Source organism: Xanthomonas sp. WHRI 10204 (assembly GCF_040202875.1).
Lineage (GTDB): Bacteria > Pseudomonadota > Gammaproteobacteria > Xanthomonadales > Xanthomonadaceae > Xanthomonas.
Window position 1 is genome coordinate 614,446 of sequence record NZ_JBEGDW010000001.1, and the last position, 16,895, is coordinate 631,340.

General features: G+C 63.7%; 10 protein-coding genes and 1 other RNA gene. 3 read left to right on the forward strand and 8 right to left on the reverse strand.

Features of this window, described 5'->3' with window-relative positions:
- The first annotated feature begins 196 nt into the window (after window positions 1–196).
- On the forward strand, window positions 197–2,197 hold the full coding sequence (gene tkt, locus ABQZ00_RS02735) for a transketolase (protein WP_055848685.1): 2,001 nt from the start codon (window positions 197–199) through the stop codon (window positions 2,195–2,197).
- Between the two features lie 278 nt (window positions 2,198–2,475).
- Here the strand turns inward: tkt and ABQZ00_RS02740 are convergent, their stop codons facing one another.
- Complete coding sequence (locus tag ABQZ00_RS02740) at window positions 2,476–3,417, reverse strand: alpha/beta fold hydrolase (protein ID WP_503064262.1); 942 nt, start codon at window positions 3,415–3,417, stop codon at window positions 2,476–2,478.
- Between the two features lie 740 nt (window positions 3,418–4,157).
- Here ABQZ00_RS02740 and fhuE point away from each other — a divergent pair.
- A complete protein-coding gene (gene fhuE, locus ABQZ00_RS02745; protein WP_323537662.1) occupies window positions 4,158–6,341 on the forward strand; it encodes a ferric-rhodotorulic acid/ferric-coprogen receptor FhuE in 2,184 nt (727 codons plus the stop codon).
- Between the two features lie 272 nt (window positions 6,342–6,613).
- On the opposite strand, the gene ABQZ00_RS02750 is transcribed toward fhuE, so the two are convergent.
- Window positions 6,614–7,591, reverse strand: coding sequence for a LysR family transcriptional regulator (locus tag ABQZ00_RS02750; RefSeq protein WP_323537661.1), 978 nt, complete (start codon window positions 7,589–7,591; stop codon window positions 6,614–6,616).
- A gap of 33 nt (window positions 7,592–7,624) precedes the next feature.
- Here ABQZ00_RS02750 and ABQZ00_RS02755 point away from each other — a divergent pair, with 33 nt between their 5' ends.
- Window positions 7,625–8,389: an SDR family NAD(P)-dependent oxidoreductase gene (locus ABQZ00_RS02755; protein ID WP_323537660.1), complete on the forward strand. Its 765-nt coding sequence runs from the start codon at window positions 7,625–7,627 to the stop codon at window positions 8,387–8,389.
- Window positions 8,390–8,508: 119 nt separating this feature from the next.
- Here the strand turns inward: ABQZ00_RS02755 and ABQZ00_RS02760 are convergent, their stop codons facing one another.
- The 6 genes from ABQZ00_RS02760 to ABQZ00_RS02785 form a co-directional block, all read right to left on the reverse strand.
- Window positions 8,509–9,222 (reverse strand): M23 family metallopeptidase, encoded by a 714-nt coding sequence (locus ABQZ00_RS02760; protein ID WP_323537659.1) that lies wholly within the window; start codon window positions 9,220–9,222, stop codon window positions 8,509–8,511.
- A gap of 2 nt (window positions 9,223–9,224) precedes the next feature.
- Window positions 9,225–10,154, reverse strand: a complete 930-nt coding sequence (locus ABQZ00_RS02765; RefSeq protein WP_323537917.1) for a L,D-transpeptidase family protein — start codon at window positions 10,152–10,154, stop codon at window positions 9,225–9,227.
- Window positions 10,155–10,528: 374 nt separating this feature from the next.
- Complete coding sequence (locus tag ABQZ00_RS02770; RefSeq protein WP_323537658.1) at window positions 10,529–13,243, reverse strand: TonB-dependent receptor; 2,715 nt, start codon at window positions 13,241–13,243, stop codon at window positions 10,529–10,531.
- 129 nt (window positions 13,244–13,372) lie between these two features.
- Window positions 13,373–14,548, reverse strand: a complete 1,176-nt coding sequence (locus ABQZ00_RS02775; RefSeq protein ID WP_323537657.1) for a phosphatidylinositol-specific phospholipase C1-like protein — start codon at window positions 14,546–14,548, stop codon at window positions 13,373–13,375.
- Window positions 14,549–14,676: 128 nt separating this feature from the next.
- Window positions 14,677–14,753, reverse strand: a non-coding RNA gene (locus tag ABQZ00_RS02780) — sX9 sRNA.
- Window positions 14,754–14,826: 73 nt separating this feature from the next.
- Window positions 14,827–16,785: an acetyl-CoA hydrolase/transferase C-terminal domain-containing protein gene (locus tag ABQZ00_RS02785; RefSeq protein ID WP_323537656.1), complete on the reverse strand. Its 1,959-nt coding sequence runs from the start codon at window positions 16,783–16,785 to the stop codon at window positions 14,827–14,829.
- Window positions 16,786–16,895: the final 110 nt, after the last annotated feature.

The window sequence follows — 16,895 nt, forward strand, 5'->3', positions numbered from 1 at the left end:
CGGGTGATGTGAGGTTCCGTCGCAGCGGTGGCTGCGGTGCGAGCGGCGTTAGCCGCCAAGCTGCAACACTGCATCCGATTCCCCATTCTCAATTCTCCATTCCCGCACCCCCCAATCCCGGCCCCGCTAACACGCTCTGTGGGAGAATAGGGGTCTCCGCTTCCAGCGGTGTTCCCCTCCGCTTCCATAGACGCCCATGACCCAGCCCACCCGCCGCCAGCTGGCCAACGCCATCCGTTTTCTCGCCGCAGATGCGGTCGAAGCCGCCAAGTCCGGCCATCCGGGCATGCCCATGGGCATGGCCGATATCGCCGAAGTGCTGTGGAACGATTATTTCCGGCACAACCCGAACAACCCGCAGTGGTTCAACCGCGACCGCTTCGTGCTGTCCAACGGCCACGGCTCGATGCTGCAGTACGCGCTGCTGCACCTGACCGGTTACGACCTGCCGATCGAGCAGCTCAAGCAGTTCCGCCAGTTGCACAGCAAGACCGCCGGCCACCCCGAGCGCAGCGAAACCCCCGGCGTGGAAACCACCACCGGTCCGCTGGGGCAGGGGTTCGCCAATGCAGTGGGCTTTGCGCTGGCCGAGAAGTTGCTGGCGCAGCGCTACAACCGCCCGGAGCTGCAGATCGTCGACCACCGGACCTGGGTGTTCATGGGCGACGGCTGCCTGATGGAAGGCATCTCGCACGAAGCCGCCTCGCTGGCCGGTACCTGGGGCCTGGGCAAGCTGGTCGCGTTCTGGGACAACAACCATATCTCCATCGACGGCAACACCGATGGCTGGTTCAACGACAACACACCGGCACGTTTCGAAGCGTACGGCTGGCACGTGATCCGCGATGTGGACGGGCATGATGCCGACAAGATCAAGGCGGCGATTGAAGCGGCGCTGGAAAACAGCGACAAGCCGACCCTGATTTGCTGCCGCACCAAAATTGGCTTCGGTGCGCCCACCAAGGCCGGCAAGGAATCCTCGCACGGCGCGCCGCTGGGTAAGGAAGAGCTGGAAGGTGCCCGCAAGGCGCTGGAATGGCCGTATGGTCCGTTCGAAATTCCCGAAGAAATCTATGCCGGCTGGCGCGCAGGTGGCACTGGCACGCTGCGTCAGGCCGAGTGGGAGCAGTTGTTCGACAAGTACGGCAAGCAGTACGCGGCCGAAGCTGCCGAACTGACCCGTCGCTCGCACGCCGAGCTGCCGGCCGACTTCATCGCCCAGGCCGATGCCTACATCGCCAAGGCGCAGGAAGACGGCCAGACCATCGCCTCGCGCAAGGCCTCGCAGCTGGCGATCGAAGCGTTTGCGCCGTTGCTGCCCGAGTTGATCGGCGGTTCGGCCGATCTGGCGCATTCCAACCTGACCCTGTGGAAGGCCAGCAAGTCGGTGGCCACCGACGACCCGGATGCCAACTACGTGTATTACGGCGTGCGCGAGTTCGGCATGACCGCCATTGCCAATGGTCTGGCGCTGCATGGCGGCTTCATTCCGTTCGACGCCACCTTCCTGGTGTTCAGCGACTACGCGCGTAATGGCGTGCGCATGAGCGCGTTGAATCCGGCGCATGCCATCCACGTGTACACGCACGATTCGATCGGCCTGGGCGAAGACGGCCCGACCCATCAGCCCGTGGAGCACCTGGCGTCGCTGCGCTACATCCCCAACAACGATGTATGGCGCCCGGGCGATGCGGTGGAGTCGGCGGTGAGCTGGAAGGCCGCAATCACCCGTAAGGACGGCCCGAGCTGCCTGATCTTCAGCCGCCAGAATCTGCAGCACCAGCCGCGCAGCGCCGAGCAGATCAAGCTGATCGAACGCGGTGGCTACGTGCTGGCCGATGCCGAAGGCGGCACGCCGGATGTGATCCTGATCGGTACCGGTTCGGAAGTGGGCCTGGCGGTGGAAGCCAAGAAGACGCTGGATGCGGCCGGTTTGAAGACACGCGTGGTGTCGATGCCGTCCACCGATGTATTCGATCGCCAGGATGCGGCGTATCGCGAATCGGTGTTGCCCAATGCAGTGCGCAAGCGCGTGGCGGTGGAAGCAGGTGTGACCGGCTTCTGGCGCAAGTACGTCGGTCTGGATGGCGATGTGGTCGGTATCGACACCTTCGGCGCCTCAGCCCCGGCCGATCAGCTGTACGCGTACTTCAAGATCACTGCCGAGCATGTGGTGCAGGCGGCGAAGGCGCTGTAAGCGCGCAGCCTTGCGGATAAGAAAAACGCCGGCCAATGCCGGCGTTTTTTGTTGTGGCTGCCAGTGACGTCATCGTTGGATGCGCGCATTGCTGCGGAATCGGTTGCGGCTCTCGGCCCTCGTGATGGTGAGAGGGCGCAATGCTCAGGTGGCCGGTCTGCGTTGCAGAACGCGTCTGCGCGTGGGGCAAGCAGTCGCGGCATGCCGGTGATGCAAGAGTGCTGCACCACGCAGCACCAGGCCGCCGGATGGCTGTGCAGTAGTGGCGTCCGCCGCTCCTAGCGCGCGTGCTTCGCCAGCGTCTCTGCACGAATCCGTTCCAGTACCTTCAGCTGCGCGTCCATCATGGTCGGGTTGGGGTCGTGCCCGGTACGCGGTAGCGGCAAAAACGCCTTGCTTGGGGCAGAAATCGCATCGAAATAGGCTTTGCTGACCTCTGCTGGCGTGACCAGGTCCTGGTCGCCCTGCAACAGATAGACCGGCATGGCGAAGCGGGTGCCCAGTGTGCGCAGATCGATGCCCGGGCCCATGCCGTCGCCGTGCAGACCGACAAACTGCAGGAACGAATAATCCTCTCCTGCCTCGTACGCGGCGCGGTATTCCGGCGTGTCGTAGTCCGGCGCGAAGGTGAACCAGCCCGCGGGCGCAGGCTCGGTCTGCAGCGCTTCGTAGGTGCGTGTCAGGCGTCGCAGGATGCCGAAGTTGCGCGGGTTGGTCCACGGCGGAGGGCCTATCTTTTCCAGTTTGCCGATGGCCTCGGTATCGCTGGCCGCGCGCGCCAGCTGCAGTGTCTTTGCGTAACTCGCCGCCATGTCGTCCTGGTAGTTGGCCAGTTGCGCGGTGCCGACATAGGCCTGAAACAGGTCCGGTTGCGCCATGGCGATATTGACCGCCAGCGCCGACCCCCACGAGCCACCCATGAGGATCAAGGTGCGCTTGCCCAGCCGTTGCGTGGCATAGCGGGCGATCGCCACGCCATCGTCGGTCAGCCGTTGCACGGTCAACGTTTCGTCATCGGCCGGCGTGCTGGCAGCGTAGGTCTTGCCTGCACCGCGCTGATCCCATTGCACGATGGTGAAGTGCTGCGTCCAGCTGCCGAACAACTGCTGCGCAAAGGGCGTATTGGGGTTGCCCGGCCCGCCGTGCACGATCAGCACGACCGGATTGCGGCAATCCTGCCCGTCGATGGTGACCCATTGCGCGATGCCGCCGATCTGCACAAGGCCGGATTCCGCAACGCTGGTACCCGGCTGCTGGCAGGCAGCGCTCACTGCGACTTCTTCCGCGTGTGCGTCGACGACAGCAAAGGCGCAAAGCAGCAACAGCGCGCCACTCTTCCAAGTCTTCTTCATGCGATCCCTCGTGGTGCTGCGTGTTTGCGCTACGCAAAGCCGGTCCTGCGGCGCTCAGCCGAGTATCAGCGCAGCGTGAGTCCGGCTGCAATGCAGATCGCAGCAGTGCGCGATCTATCGGTTGATCGCTGGTCCTCGCTCGTACCTACACGCCACTACGCTGATCAGTTCGCGAGTCGCGTGGGGCTGGGATCTGCGATGGCAAGGCGATGCGGCGCAGGTGTCAGCGGTGGCGATGGCCATGCTGACCAGGCCGTTGTGATCGCACTCCCTATGTTCTCGCCAGTGGGCACCGCTTTCGCGCGCTAGCGCTGCAGCCAGTTCAATGCGCCGATGTGGTTTCCGTGCTGCATGCGAGCGACGCCTCGATGTGCTGTCCGCTTGGCCGAGGAGCGTGTACCGGTCGAGGCCGCTGGCAGGCGCAAAGCTTTGCTGTGGCGTTCGCTTGGGCCGGCCTTTCTGCCGGCCGACCCTGACGCCGCCTATTTAAAATGTGAATCATTCCCATTAAAATGTTGCACTGCCGCGGTTTCGCGGTGCGTCCTCCCCCCTTTATACCGCCGCCTTCGCGTGGCGGCTTGCCCTCGACTGTCTGCGCCGGAGCTGTGATGAACCGTCTTACCGTAATGCGTCTTCTTCTCATTGGGCCGCGCCCGCGCGCGCTGTCGCATGCGGTGTTCGCCGCGCTGTGCACAGTGTCGGCAGGTCAGGCCATGGCCGAAACGCCGGCCGGCGAGGCCGAGGTCACCACGCTGGACCGGCTCAACGTGCAGGGCGAGCTGGTCAAGGGCTATACGGTGGAAAAGACCACCGCCGGCACGCGCATGAACCTGTCGCTGCGCGAGATTCCGCAGTCGGTCAGCGTGATCACGCGCGACCGCATGGACGACCAGAACCTGCAGAGCATCACCGATGTGCTCAACAACGTCTCCGGCATCTCGGTGGCCCAGAGCGATAGCGAGCGGCTAGAGTTCTACGCGCGCGGTTTCTACATCGACAACTACCAGTTCGATGGCATTCCGGCGTACATGGAGCAGGCTTGGAGCTATGGCGATTCGGCGTTGGACGTGGCGTTGTACGACCGGGTGGAAGTGGTGCGTGGCGCCACCGGCCTGCTGACCGGCTCGGGCAACCCGTCGGCCTCGATCAATCTGGTACGCAAGCATGCGGTGAGCCGCGACTTCACCGGTACCGTGTCGGTAGGCGGTGGCGACTTCAACAAGACCCGCAGCGTGGCCGATGTCACCGTGCCGTTGAGCCCTGAAGGCACCGTGCGCGCACGCGTGGTCGGCGTGTATCAGGACGGCGAATCCGATATGGATCGCTATAACCTGCGCAAGAAGATCGGCTCGGCGATCATCGATGCCGACCTCACCGACAGCACCTTGCTGAGCGTGGGCTACGAATACCAGAAGAAGGAATCCGACGACGTCACCTGGGGCGGCTTCCCACTGTTTTACAGCGATGGCACCCGCACCAACTACGACCGCTCGTTCAATCCCGCTGCCGACTGGACGTTCTGGGACACGCGTCTGCAGCGTACCTTCGCCAGCCTGCAACAGAGCTTCGACAACGGTTGGACCCTCAAGGCCAATGTGAGCCACGAGAAGACCGAAGCGTCCAATCACCTGTTCTATCCGTTCTATACGATCTTCGGCTTCGACCGCGCCACCGGCGGTGGTGTGGTGCCGTATTCGGGCAACTACCAGACCGAGCGCAAGGCCGATGGCGCCGACGTTTACGCGGAAGGCCCGTTCCAGTTGTTTGGCCGCGAGCATCATCTGGTGGCTGGCGCCAGCTACAACCGCCGCGAGTACGTCAACAACGGCACCTTCGATTTCCCGGCGCCGCTGGACAGCTACCTCGGCTGGAACGGCGCGTATCCGGAACCCAACTGGAGCCCGCGCACAGTGCAGAGCGAAGGCACCATCAAGCAGAAGGCCGCCTACGTGGCCGCACGCTTTTCGCTGGCCGAGCCGCTGACGTTGCTGGTGGGCGCGCGCTATACCGATTGGCAAATCGATGGCCGCAACGCCGATGCGGCGCAGGGGCTGGTGCCGTTCTCTGACAGCCAGACCGAAGTCACCCCGTACGCCGGTCTGGTCTACGACATCAACGACGTATGGTCGACCTACGTCAGCTACACGGAGATCTTCAACCCGCAGACCTTGCGCGATGCCAACGGCGGCTACCTCGATCCGCTGAGCGGCAAGGGCTACGAAGCCGGCGTCAAAGCCGCCTGGTTCGATGACCAGCTCAATGCCTCGCTGGCGCTGTTCCGCATCGAGCAGGACAACCTGGGCGTGGCCACCGGCGGCTTTGTGCCGGGCAGCAGCGAGTCTGCTTTTGAGGCCGCCAATGGCGTGGTCAGCGAAGGCTTCGACTTCGAGCTGTCCGGCCGTCTGGCCACTGGCTGGAATGCGACCTTCGGTGCCTCGCACTACACCGCCCGCGATGACAGCGGCACGTCGATCAATACGCATCTGCCGCGCACCACCATCAAGTTGTTCAACAGCTACACCCCGCAAGGTGCGTGGAGCGACCTGACCGTGGGCGCCGGTATCAATTGGCAGAACCGTTCGTACTACGTGGACCCGGTATACGGCACGTTCCAGCAGAGTGCCTACACCCTGGTCAGCGCATTCGCACGTTACCGTCTGTCGCCGCAGTTCTCGGTGCAGCTCAACGTCGATAACCTGCTCGACAAGCGCTACTACGCGCAATTCAATGGCGGCTACGGCGCATGGGGCGCATCGCGCAACGGTATGCTGACCTTCAACTACGCGTTCTGATCGAGAGCGACGTCAGCTGGTTTGACGTTCGATCCTGCTGAAGTGACACGGGCACCTGCAAGGGTGCCTGTGTTTTTTGTGTGTGTCGGGTCGCTCTGTGCTGATGTATCGCGGAGCTTGCGGTGACGGTGGAACAAATTCGCGCGGCATGCCGCAAAGGCTGTTTACAGCCGTTGCCAGGAATGCAGTGACAGCGCTGCAGGAGTGATGCGCGAGTTTCATCGTTCGATCTAAACGCAGCATCTTCTCCACGCAATCGCAATCGCACTCTCTCAAGGCAACAACGGCTGCAACTGCGGTGCCATCACTTCGGCTACCCAGTCCATGAAGGCGCGTACGCGCTGCGGCAGATGGCGGCGTTGTGCGTAGAGCAACGTGACCGGCATCGGCTCGGGTGCCAGATCGGCCAGCACTTCGATCAGTGCGCCGCTGTCCAGATGCGGGCGTAACGGGCTGGCCGGTGCCTGGATGATGCCCAGCCCTGCCAATGCGGCGGCCAGATACGCATCGCCATTGTTGACCGTCACCGGGCCGCGCATGGGCAGCAGTTGGTAGCGCTGGCCATCGTGATACTCGAAGCCGGGCGAGCGCTGCCCAAGCGTCGGCACGTAATGCACCAGATCGTGCTGCGCCAGATCGTCCAGGCACGTTGGCATGCCGCGGCGCGCAAGATACTCGGCGCTGGCGCAGCTGACGATGCGGAACGCGCCCAGCGGGCGTGCGACCAGGCTGGTGTCTTCCAGCGTGCCCACACGCAGCACGCAGTCGAACCCCTCGCGCACCACATCCACGCGGCGGTCGGTGCCGCTGATTTCCACTTCCAGTTGTGGGTGCCGTGCCAGGAACGCGGGCAGGGCGGGGATCACGAAATGACGCGCGATGCCCGCCGACATATCCACGCGAAGGCGACCGCGCAGCTGCCCATGCTCGCGCTGAAACATGCTGTGCAACTCGTCCATGTCGTCGAGCAGGTCGCGGCTGCGCTGATAGAACGCCGCGCCGTCGCCGGTGAGTTGCACACGGCGTGTGGTGCGATGCAAAAGCTGTGTGCCGAGAGATGCTTCCAGCTGCTGCACGGCGGTGGAGACACTGGCCTTGGGTAGGCCAAGGGTGTCGGCAGCGCGGGTGAAACTGCCCAGCTCGGCAACGCGCAAAAAGGCGCGTAAGGATTCTATGATGTCCATCGATTGGTCGATTATCTTGAACGGTGCAATCAGCGTGAGCCGATTTATGTAGCGCAGCAAGCGCAATAGCCTGGGTCACACCCACTACGGAGCGTGCCGATGTCGACCACCACCCCACCCATCACCTTGATCACTGGCGGCAGTCGCGGCCTGGGCCGCAATGCCGCGCTTGCGCTCGCTGCCGCAGGCAACGATATCGTGCTGACCTACCGCAGCCAGGCCGACGAAGCCGCCACCGTGGTGGCCGAAATCCAGGCACTGGGCCGGCGCACGCATGCGTTGCCGCTGGATGTTGCGCAGGCCGAGACCTTCAGCGCATTCGCCGCGCAGCTGAAGGACGTGCTCGCCGATTGGGGGCGCACGCAGTTCGATGCCTTGGTCAACAATGCCGGCACCGGATTGCATGCGGCCATTGCCGATACCACGCCCGTGCAGTTCGATGCGCTGGTGGATATCCATCTCAAGGGGCCGTACTTTCTCACCCAGACGCTGCTACCGCTGATCGCCGATGGCGGGCGCATCCTCAACGTGTCGAGTGGCCTCGCGCGCTTCGCGCTGCCGGGTTCGTCCGCCTACGCGATGATGAAGGGCGGGGTGGAAGTGTTCACCCGCTATCTTGCAAAAGAGTTGGGCGCACGTGGCATTCGCGCAAATACGTTGGCGCCGGGCGCCATTGAGACCGACTTCAATGGCGGCAGCGTGCGCGACAACGCGCAGGTCAATGCGATGGTGTCCTCGGTCACCGCACTGGGCCGGCCGGGCCTGCCGGACGACATCGGACCGGTGGTGGCGGCGTTGCTCGCACCCGGTACCGGATGGGTCAATGCACAGCGCATCGAGGTTTCGGGCGGGATGTTGATCTGATTTGATGAGTCAGACAGTGCGGCGATGCCGTTCGACGGCATCGCCGCTTGCAAGCCAGTGCACTGCGGTGAGCGCGATGACGATGCGCGGCGATGTATGCCGGGCGTTGCGTCGTTGCCTCACTGCTGGGGCTGATCGCCATGCAGGACGGGATAGGGATTCAACGCCTCTCCCTTCCACCACTGCTTTTCCGGTCCCAGGCGATGGATCTCGAAGTGCAGATGCGGTGCGGCCGGATTGGCATTGCCGGTACTGCCGACATAGCCGATGACCTGGCCACGTTTGATGGACTGTTTTTCGGCCAAACCATCGGCGTAGCGTTCCAGATGCGCGTAGTAGTAACAGTAGGAGCCGCCGGGCTCGAACTGGTACACGGTCAGCCCACCGCGTTCGCTGTCGAACAGTTTTTCGACCGTGCCATCTGCCACCGCAAGTACCGGCGTGCCGGCCGGCGCCAGGATATCGATGGCGTCATGCACGCGGCCTTCGCTGCGTGCGTCGGTGAAGGTGTCCTGCAATTTGCTGCGGTCGATGCCCTGTACCGGGATCAGCAGACCGCTGCCCGCTGATGTCGTATTGGCTGCCGGAGTAGAAGCCGGTGGTGCAGGTGCAGTTGTCGCCGGGCTAGGCTCCGCAATTGCAGCGTCGGCTGGCATCGATGCTGCAGGTTGCGCAGCGGACACCGCGGCGACTGTCTGGTCGGTGGGCTGCGCAACCACCGTCGCCGCACTCGCCGACGGCGTGACTGTTGCCTCCGGCGCGCCGCGTTCCAGCCACCAATAGCCGCCTGCACCGATTGCCACGCCTGCAACCAGAATCATCAGCAGTTTCATGCTTACTCCTGCATCACCACCGGAACAGACGGGCCGACCACGCTGGCCAGATTGACCACGTCCCAATTGGTCAGACGCACGCAGCCGTGCGATTCGGTCTTGCCGACATGGCCGGGCTCCGGCGTACCGTGCAGACCGTAATGCGGTTTGGACAGGTCGATCCACACCCGGCCAACCGGATTGTTCGGGCCTGCCGGCAAGGTGGCTTTTTGATCGCCTTTTTTCGCGTCCCAGAACAGCTTGGGGTTGTACTTGAACACCGGTTCGCGCGAGATGCCCAGGATCTTCCAGCGCCCGATCGGCAATGGATCGTGCTTGCTGCCCGACGACACCGGGAACTGCGCATAGACCTTACCGTCGGCATCGAACAGGCGCAGCGTCGAGTCGGATTTGTCCACGACCAGTTTGGCCGGTTTGGCCAGCGGCGCAACGCCGTCGATGTTGGGAACCTGGATCACGCCGCCGGCCTTGCCGAGATCTACGCCGGGGTTGAGCTGGCGTAGCAGCGCCGGGTCGGCGTGGAAGCGCTCGCCCAGTGACTCATCCACTGAGGTATAGCCAAGCGAAGGCAGCTTGGCTTGCTCTGCGGGACCCTTGGGAATTGGCTGGAACGGGCCGGCAACGTCGGCATCGGTAAGTGTGTATTGCACCAGCGCCGGCGTGCTGTCGGCCTGCAGTGCCTGCCAGGTGGCGTCGTCCAGTTCGCCGGTCACCTTGATGTTGTGCGCGGCCTGAAACCCGGACACCGCGCGCTTTTGATTCGAGCCGCGTTCGCCATCGATCTGCCCCGGCGAAAAATGCGCGCGGTCCAGCAGCACCTGTGCATGCAGATCCGAGCGTGCGCCGGTCGCGACGGCCTTTGCGGCAGGCGTAGCCGTCGGCACAGGTGCTGCGGCAGGCGCGGGTTGCTGTGCCTGTGCCAGCGCAGACAGCGAAGCGCTCAACGACAGAGCGAGCAAACAAACGCGAGCGTAAGAGCGTGATGGCATGTGCAGATCCGGGAAAGGCATGCGCGCACCTTGCCCGACCGGGCTGCGCTCTCTGCGTGAAATGGCTGCACGCCGACTGACTTGAGATGTGGTGTCGCTGCGGCCAGTGGCCAATCACGACGATACGGTGCTGCGTTGCGCGACCGCCTGCGCGACACCGCCACGTTACGCGTGGTGTCGCGGACAGGTGTGCATGTGCAAGTCCGCTCCATCTGCCGGAAATCGACCGCCTGCGTCATCCGCAGACAATCGGCCGATGATTTGTGCGCCCACGTCCGAGCGCACGCACCTGGCCGCGTGCCGCACGCACTTTGTCGTCAGTAGGTATAGCCCACTGTCAGCAGGTACGCCCGCCCGGTCTGCACATAAGCGCCATCGGCGCCGGGGTCGTAGGCCATGTAGCGATCGGACTTGCCCTGGGTTTCGTAGAACGTGGCGACATTGAGCAGGTTCTTGGCCGACACGCCCACGTCGACGTGGTGCGGCAGGTGATAGGTGGCGCTGAAGTCCAGTGACTTGACCGGCTGTAGGTAGTAATTGAGCCGGTCGCTGGTCAGCCCCAGCAATTGCAGGCCGGTGTAGTGGTAGCTCAGGTCTGCACGCAGGTGCGCATCGTCGTAGAACAGATCCAGGTTGTAGATGCGCTCGGGTGCACGCGGTAACCAGGTTTTTTCCGGCTGATCGGCCCGTTTGCTGTCCGCTTCGCTGCGCTGCAGGGTGAGGTTGGCGGTGACGCCAAGGTTGCTCCAGATCCCCGGCAAATTCTGCAAACGCTTGCTGCCGGCCAGCTCTAGCCCGTACAGCGTGGCGGTGCCGCCGTTCTGCGGCATGGTCACCGGCACGCCGTTTTCGAAGGTGGTGCCAGTGGGCACCAATCCGCCGAGCGTGTTGTCGTTGCTGGTGGCCGACTGCGAGGTGTAGATGAAGCCGGTGATGCGCTTGTAGTAGGTCGAGGCGCTGAGCACGCCGCCGTTGTGGTCGTAGAACTCGGCGGACAGATCGGCGTTGTCGGCCTTGCTCGGCTGCAAATCGGGGTTGGGTTTGGAAATGCCGACCACGCGCTGGGTGTCGTCGATGGTGTACACCGTCTCGCCGGAAATCAGGCCAAAGGCCGGGCGGCTGAAACTGCGGCGCAGCGAGGCGCGGTAGACGGTGAGATCGTCGGGCCGATAGTTGATGCTGATGCCGGGCAACACTTGCCCATAGGTGCTGCCGGTGCTGACGAAATTGCCGCTGTTGCCGTCGCCGCTGGATTGCCAGGAATCGGCCGAGTAGCGGGTCAACTCATAGCGCACGCCGGGCAGGATGCTGACCTGGCCGATGTGCAGCGCGGCCATCGCGTAGCCCGAATAGATCGCTTCGGTGCTGGAGGTGGTGTTGGCGTTGTAGTCGTTGGCGGTATAGATGCCCACACCGTTCGGGTCGTCGATGTATTTGTAGGGCAGGGCTTGCGCGCGCATCCAGTTGCGATCCAGCAGTTTGAACGGGCCTGCGTAGTGCCCATCGAAGGTGTTGTAGGTAAGACGGCCGGGAATGGCGCTCAGCGGCGGTCCGCCAGCGGTGGGGAAGGCGTAATTGGGGCCACCGAAGTACGGCCCGTTGGTGACGAAGTTGCCGTCCTTGTGGAAGAACGGGTGATCGTAGGCGCCGCGGTCGGAGTGATCGGCAGACAGGCCGACCTTGACGCTGTCCAGCACATCGCCATCGACCTGGTAGGTGATATCGGTATGCGCATTGATGCGGTTGTCGTGACTGCCGGCATCGTGGCCTTGCACTTTCCACAGCAGCGACGAATCCAGGTTGTAGAAGAAGTCCTTCAATGCCGCCGAACTGGGGCCGATGCCGGGGTAGGTCGGGTCGCTGAGGTCGAAGGCGAAGCTGCCCGGGGTAAAGCCATACAGACTGGCCGACACATAATCCGGCCGGCTGCGCGTACCACGCCCCACCGAAGCGCCGTAGTCCAAGCGCAAACGGTCCAATGTGGTCTGCCCGCCAAGCTGCAGGGTCGCCAGCTTCTCGTCGATGTCGTGGGTATTGAAATAGCCGCCGCGCACCGCCGTGGGTTGGTTGAGATAGGTTTCCAGGCGCGCACTGGATTGATCCTGCTGCCCGGTGACGCCGTAGCTGCCATAGATGGCGCGCGCATAGAGCGCACTGGTGTCGCCTTGCCAATCGATCGACAGGTTGCCGCCATAGCGTTCGATCTGACTGGTGTACACGCTGTATTTGTAGCGCGTGCTGATCAACGGGCCGACAGCGCGCAGATCGGTTGCATTGGCCAGCGCGGGATCGGCCGGCACATATTTGCTGTTGGGCGCCGGTGCCTGTGCCATGTTGTTGTTCTTGCCGTAATAGGCCGATGCGTAGACGCCAAACGCATGGTCGCTACCGAATTTCCAGGCGATTTCCTGCTGGAACGTGCCGCCGGTGTGCTTGCCGCCCAGGTGCGAGGCCAGCGTGTTGAGCTGCCCTTGCGCGGTGCTCTTGGCATACACGTCCTGGTCGAAATCGAACGCGTTGGGCGTACGCATGTCGATCGCGCCGCCAATCGCATCGCCGGGCATGTCGGGTGTGGGCGACTTGGACACCTGCACCGACTGGATACCGAACGGCGCCAGCATGTTCAATGAGATCGCGCGCGTCGACGCATCGGTTTCCGGCATGCCGAAGCCGTTGAGCGTGTACGCGTTGTAGCTGGCGTCCATGCCGCGGATGCTGACGTAGGCGTTCTCGCCAGTGGTGGCCTGGCCCAGATGCATATCGCTGTACGACGACAGACCCGGCAGATGCGCCACGACATCGGCGATGCCGCCCGAAGGGATGGCGTCGATCTGCTGCTTGCTCATCACGCTGTTGACGCTGCTGGACAGGCGTTGCTCGTTGAGCGAGCCGGGCGTGGCGGCATGCTTGGCCTGCACGTTCACCGAATCCAGCGTGGTGGTGGCCAGCTCGGGCGTCTCGGCCAATACGGGTGCAGACAGCACCAATGCGATGGCGCAGCTCAGGCGATGGAGGGTGCGGGGAGTGTGCATGCGGGGGACTCGTGTCAGTGAAAGGGGCCGCCTGGCCGTGACGCGGGCGCAGGCGTGCAGTGCCGATGCCTTCCATTGCGGCGGGTCTGTGTGCATCTATGCGATGTGCGCCAACGCCAGTGGCGCAGATCAGTGACTTAGATCGACGCCCTTGCAGCGCGTTGGCGGCCGCTGCGGATTGCAGCGCGCCACCGCATCGCCATCCAAGCGCACCTCGTAACCGGTATTGGCCGGCTCGTGCGCGGGAAAGTCGGTGCTCAGCAACTGCGCACCACTGGCCAGCATGCTATCGCGGCGGGTGGTGTCGTGTTGCTGTGCTTCTTTGAGGTCTGCATCGGTTCGCGTGCGCACAAGGTAGCCGGCCTTTACCAGCTGCGTGATCGTGTCGGCAGGCCCGTCGTTGAGTTCGGTGAATGCGGCATCATCTTCGCCAGGCACGGCATTGGTGAAACAGACCCGGCCACGCAGCGACGGATGCCCCGGCAGATAGCTCGCACCGGCGGTACGTTGGTCGAGCAGAAACACCACCTTGCCGCGCGTCTCGGCCAACGAGGGCCAGCCATGCGCAAGCACCGCCGCGTTGAGCGTGCGCGCGCTGCCACGCACCTGGTCGGGGCTGACGTATTCGCCCGGTCGAAAGACCGAGCGCAGTTCTGCATCCAATGCATCCATGGCCTTTGCATCGAACGGCTCAGGCTGCACGCTGGGAAAGCCCAGCTGCACAGGCGCTTGCTTGGTTTCCAGCAGGATGAAGATCGGCACGTGCCCGGGGTGTTGCCTGGACCAGGCGCGCACCTGTTGCAGGCAGGCGATCAGCGGCTGGCAGTTGCTGCGTTGATCCACGTCCTGCACGTGCAGGACCTTGAAGCCGGGTGTGTCCATCACGCCCGCGGGTGCGCTGGCCGGTGCTGGCGGCAGCCCGGCCTTGGCAATCTGCGCGGCGATCGCCGGGTGTGCGTAGCGACCACCCTGGGCGTCGGCAAACACGTCCAGTTCCAGTTGCCTGACGCCATCGTCCAGTTGTTGCGTCAGCGGCGGATGGCGGTAATCCAGTGCCGCGAACAACGCGGGATTGAGCTGTTTAAGCAGTGTGGCTTCGCTGGGTGCAAACCCGGCGTGGTAGCTGTTGTGGCTGCCGACGTACTGCAGATCGGTGAGGCGCGGCGCAGCAGCTACCGCAAGATTGCTGGTGATCAAGGCAGCAAACAGTGCAGCGTGCGGCAGCTTGCTTCGTTCGATGCGCGACTGCTTCGCTTTGCGGTGAATGGCTGAACAACGTGCGGAAAAAGCCGGAACAAAACCCATGCGGCGACGCCAGGAAACAAGGTGGCCGCCATCATCCGGGCGCAGCTTGACGCGCATCTTTCCGCAGTGTTGCCGTCGTGCGTCAGTCGCTTCGAGACGTGCAGGTGAATCCAGTGAATCACTAGAGTGGCTGACACAACGTAGCGAGCAGTCATCAGGTGGGTGTGGACGGCGCGCGCAGAGCCGCAGGGTACGAGTGGTACATGCCGCACCGAGCACCGACCGCGCCCGCCTGGCGGCCGCACAGTAGTTCTGTTAGCTGCTCTAAATGATTAGTTTCATCGTGGTGTTGTTTGGCGCAGCGCATAGGCCAGCAATCGTGCCTGGATACGCTCCCCAATCGTGCGCGGTGTGTCCAATGCCATGCGCTGCAGGCAGGCCGCGTCGTCGGCCGTGTCGGTAGCGCGCGATGTCACCGCACGCGCCAGCGTCGCCAGCATCGCGCCCTTGCTGGCGGTGGCACGTTTGAGCCATGTCAGTGCGCGTAGCAAGCGTTGTTCGACCGCGGTGAAATCGCTGCCAAGCGGATAATCGGGCAGGCTGCCATCGCGTCGAAATGGCGCCATCGCCTGTTCAAGCGCGTCGGGCGTGTTGCGTTGTGCGCGGGCTGGCAGCACAGGTGCCGTGCGCAGCTTGCGTGACTGGGCGGCCTGCGCAAGCAGCGCGTCCTGAAAGCGCGCATCGCAGATGCCGGCCATTTCCAGCACGCACTCCTGATCGGTCTTGTGGCGCAGATCGGCGATGCCGTACTCGGTGATGTAGATGTCGCGCAGATGGCGGGGAATCGTGATGTGGCCGTAACTCCAGCGCACATTGCTGGCGGTCTTTACGCCGGCATCGCGGGTGGCGCGCAGCATCAAGGTGCTGCGTGCCTGCGGCAGGGCGTGCGCCATTGCGACAAAGTTGTATTGCCCGCCGACGCCGGAGACCACGCGACCGTCTTCCAGGCCGTCGGAGACCGCCGCACCGAGCGCGGTGGCCATCATGCAGGAATTGAAGAAGCGTGCATCGCGGCGCTGCAGCCGCTCCAGTGCTTCATTGCCGCCATACAGCTGATTGATCTCGCTGATGCGTCGCATGCCGATGGCATTGCGGGTGTCGGCATCCAGATCGCGCAGCCATTGATAGAAGTCCGGCGAGCCGAGATAGAACGCGCCATGCAGGAACTCGCCTTCGTTTGCCAGGCGCGCATGATCGGCGGCATCCGCGCTGCCATCGGCGATGCGCTGCATCAGCGGTAGATCGTCGTGCACCTTGCGACGAATCACGCCGCCGTCCACCAATTGCTTGAAGCCTTCGTTGAGCATTTCGCTGCAGCCATACAAGCCAATCGCAAACGGCTCAAGGCCGCCGCTGGCACGCACGCTGGGGTGCGCCTCCAGGGTTGGATCCAGCGCCTGCAGCACGCGGCGATAGGTCGCATTGTCGGTATGCCGCAGCACCAAAGCATGGCTCAATGCGTCGGCCAGCGTGCCGATGCCGATCTGCAAGGTGCCGCCATCGCGCACCAGCGTGCTTGCATACAGGCCGATGGCGTAATCGACGGTCGTCACCGGTTGCCGCGGCAGGCCGAACAAACGCGGCGAAGGGCCGGGCAGGTCGATGATCAGATCGAAGAACGCTGCATCCACCGCGGCAGCGCCACCCATCCACGGCAGCTGCGGGTCCACTTCGGCCACCAGCAGCGGGCGTGGCAGGCCCAATGCCTGCACGGCGTCCAGCGTGTCCTGGGTGATGTCGTTGTTGCACGACAGCGACAGCCGCGTACCACCGGGTTCGCGCGCGACTTTCTGCACGATCAGATTCGGCGCGCGCTGCGCCACTGCGGCCGCGGCATGCGTGTAGTTCAAGCTGGTGTAATCGGCTTGCGCCTGCGTGGACTGCAGCAGACCGCCGGACTGCATGTAGAACTCTTCCACCTGCACATGCGCCGGTAAGGCATCGCGCAACATGGCATCGACATATGCAAGCCGCGGGAAGTCCTCGCCGAAGTGACGTGCGATAAACCCAGCCGCAAAGCGCGCCTCAAGCCCCTTGCCCGGCCTGGGTGGATTGAGCGACAGCGCGGTATACAACGCCAGCGGACGTGCGGGCGTGTTCTCGATCTGCGCGTACAAGGCATTCAACAGCCGATGCGGCTTGCCGATGCCCAGCGGTGCACCCACCCGCAACGGGCCGTCGATGCGTTGCAGGATGTGCGCGACGGCAGTGTCCAGATCAGTGACGTATGTAGGCATGCGCGAGAGCGTAGCCGAAAGCGCTGTGGTGGCGACACCGACAGTCGTCGGGCGACTCCCGACAGTAAGCAACGAATCGCTTCTGCAGAAATTACAACTGGGTAACAACT

Coding starts and splice junctions, on each gene's coding strand:
- tkt (WP_055848685.1), top strand. CDS start 197: ATGACCCAGCCCACCCGCCGCCAGCTGGCCAACGCCATCCGTTTTCTC.
- fhuE (WP_323537662.1), top strand. CDS start 4,158: ATGAACCGTCTTACCGTAATGCGTCTTCTTCTCATTGGGCCGCGCCCG.
- ABQZ00_RS02755 (WP_323537660.1), top strand. CDS start 7,625: ATGTCGACCACCACCCCACCCATCACCTTGATCACTGGCGGCAGTCGC.
- ABQZ00_RS02760 (WP_323537659.1), bottom strand. CDS start 9,222: ATGAAACTGCTGATGATTCTGGTTGCAGGCGTGGCAATCGGTGCAGGC.
- ABQZ00_RS02770 (WP_323537658.1), bottom strand. CDS start 13,243: ATGCACACTCCCCGCACCCTCCATCGCCTGAGCTGCGCCATCGCATTG.
- ABQZ00_RS02775 (WP_323537657.1), bottom strand. CDS start 14,548: ATGGGTTTTGTTCCGGCTTTTTCCGCACGTTGTTCAGCCATTCACCGC.
- ABQZ00_RS02785 (WP_323537656.1), bottom strand. CDS start 16,785: ATGCCTACATACGTCACTGATCTGGACACTGCCGTCGCGCACATCCTG.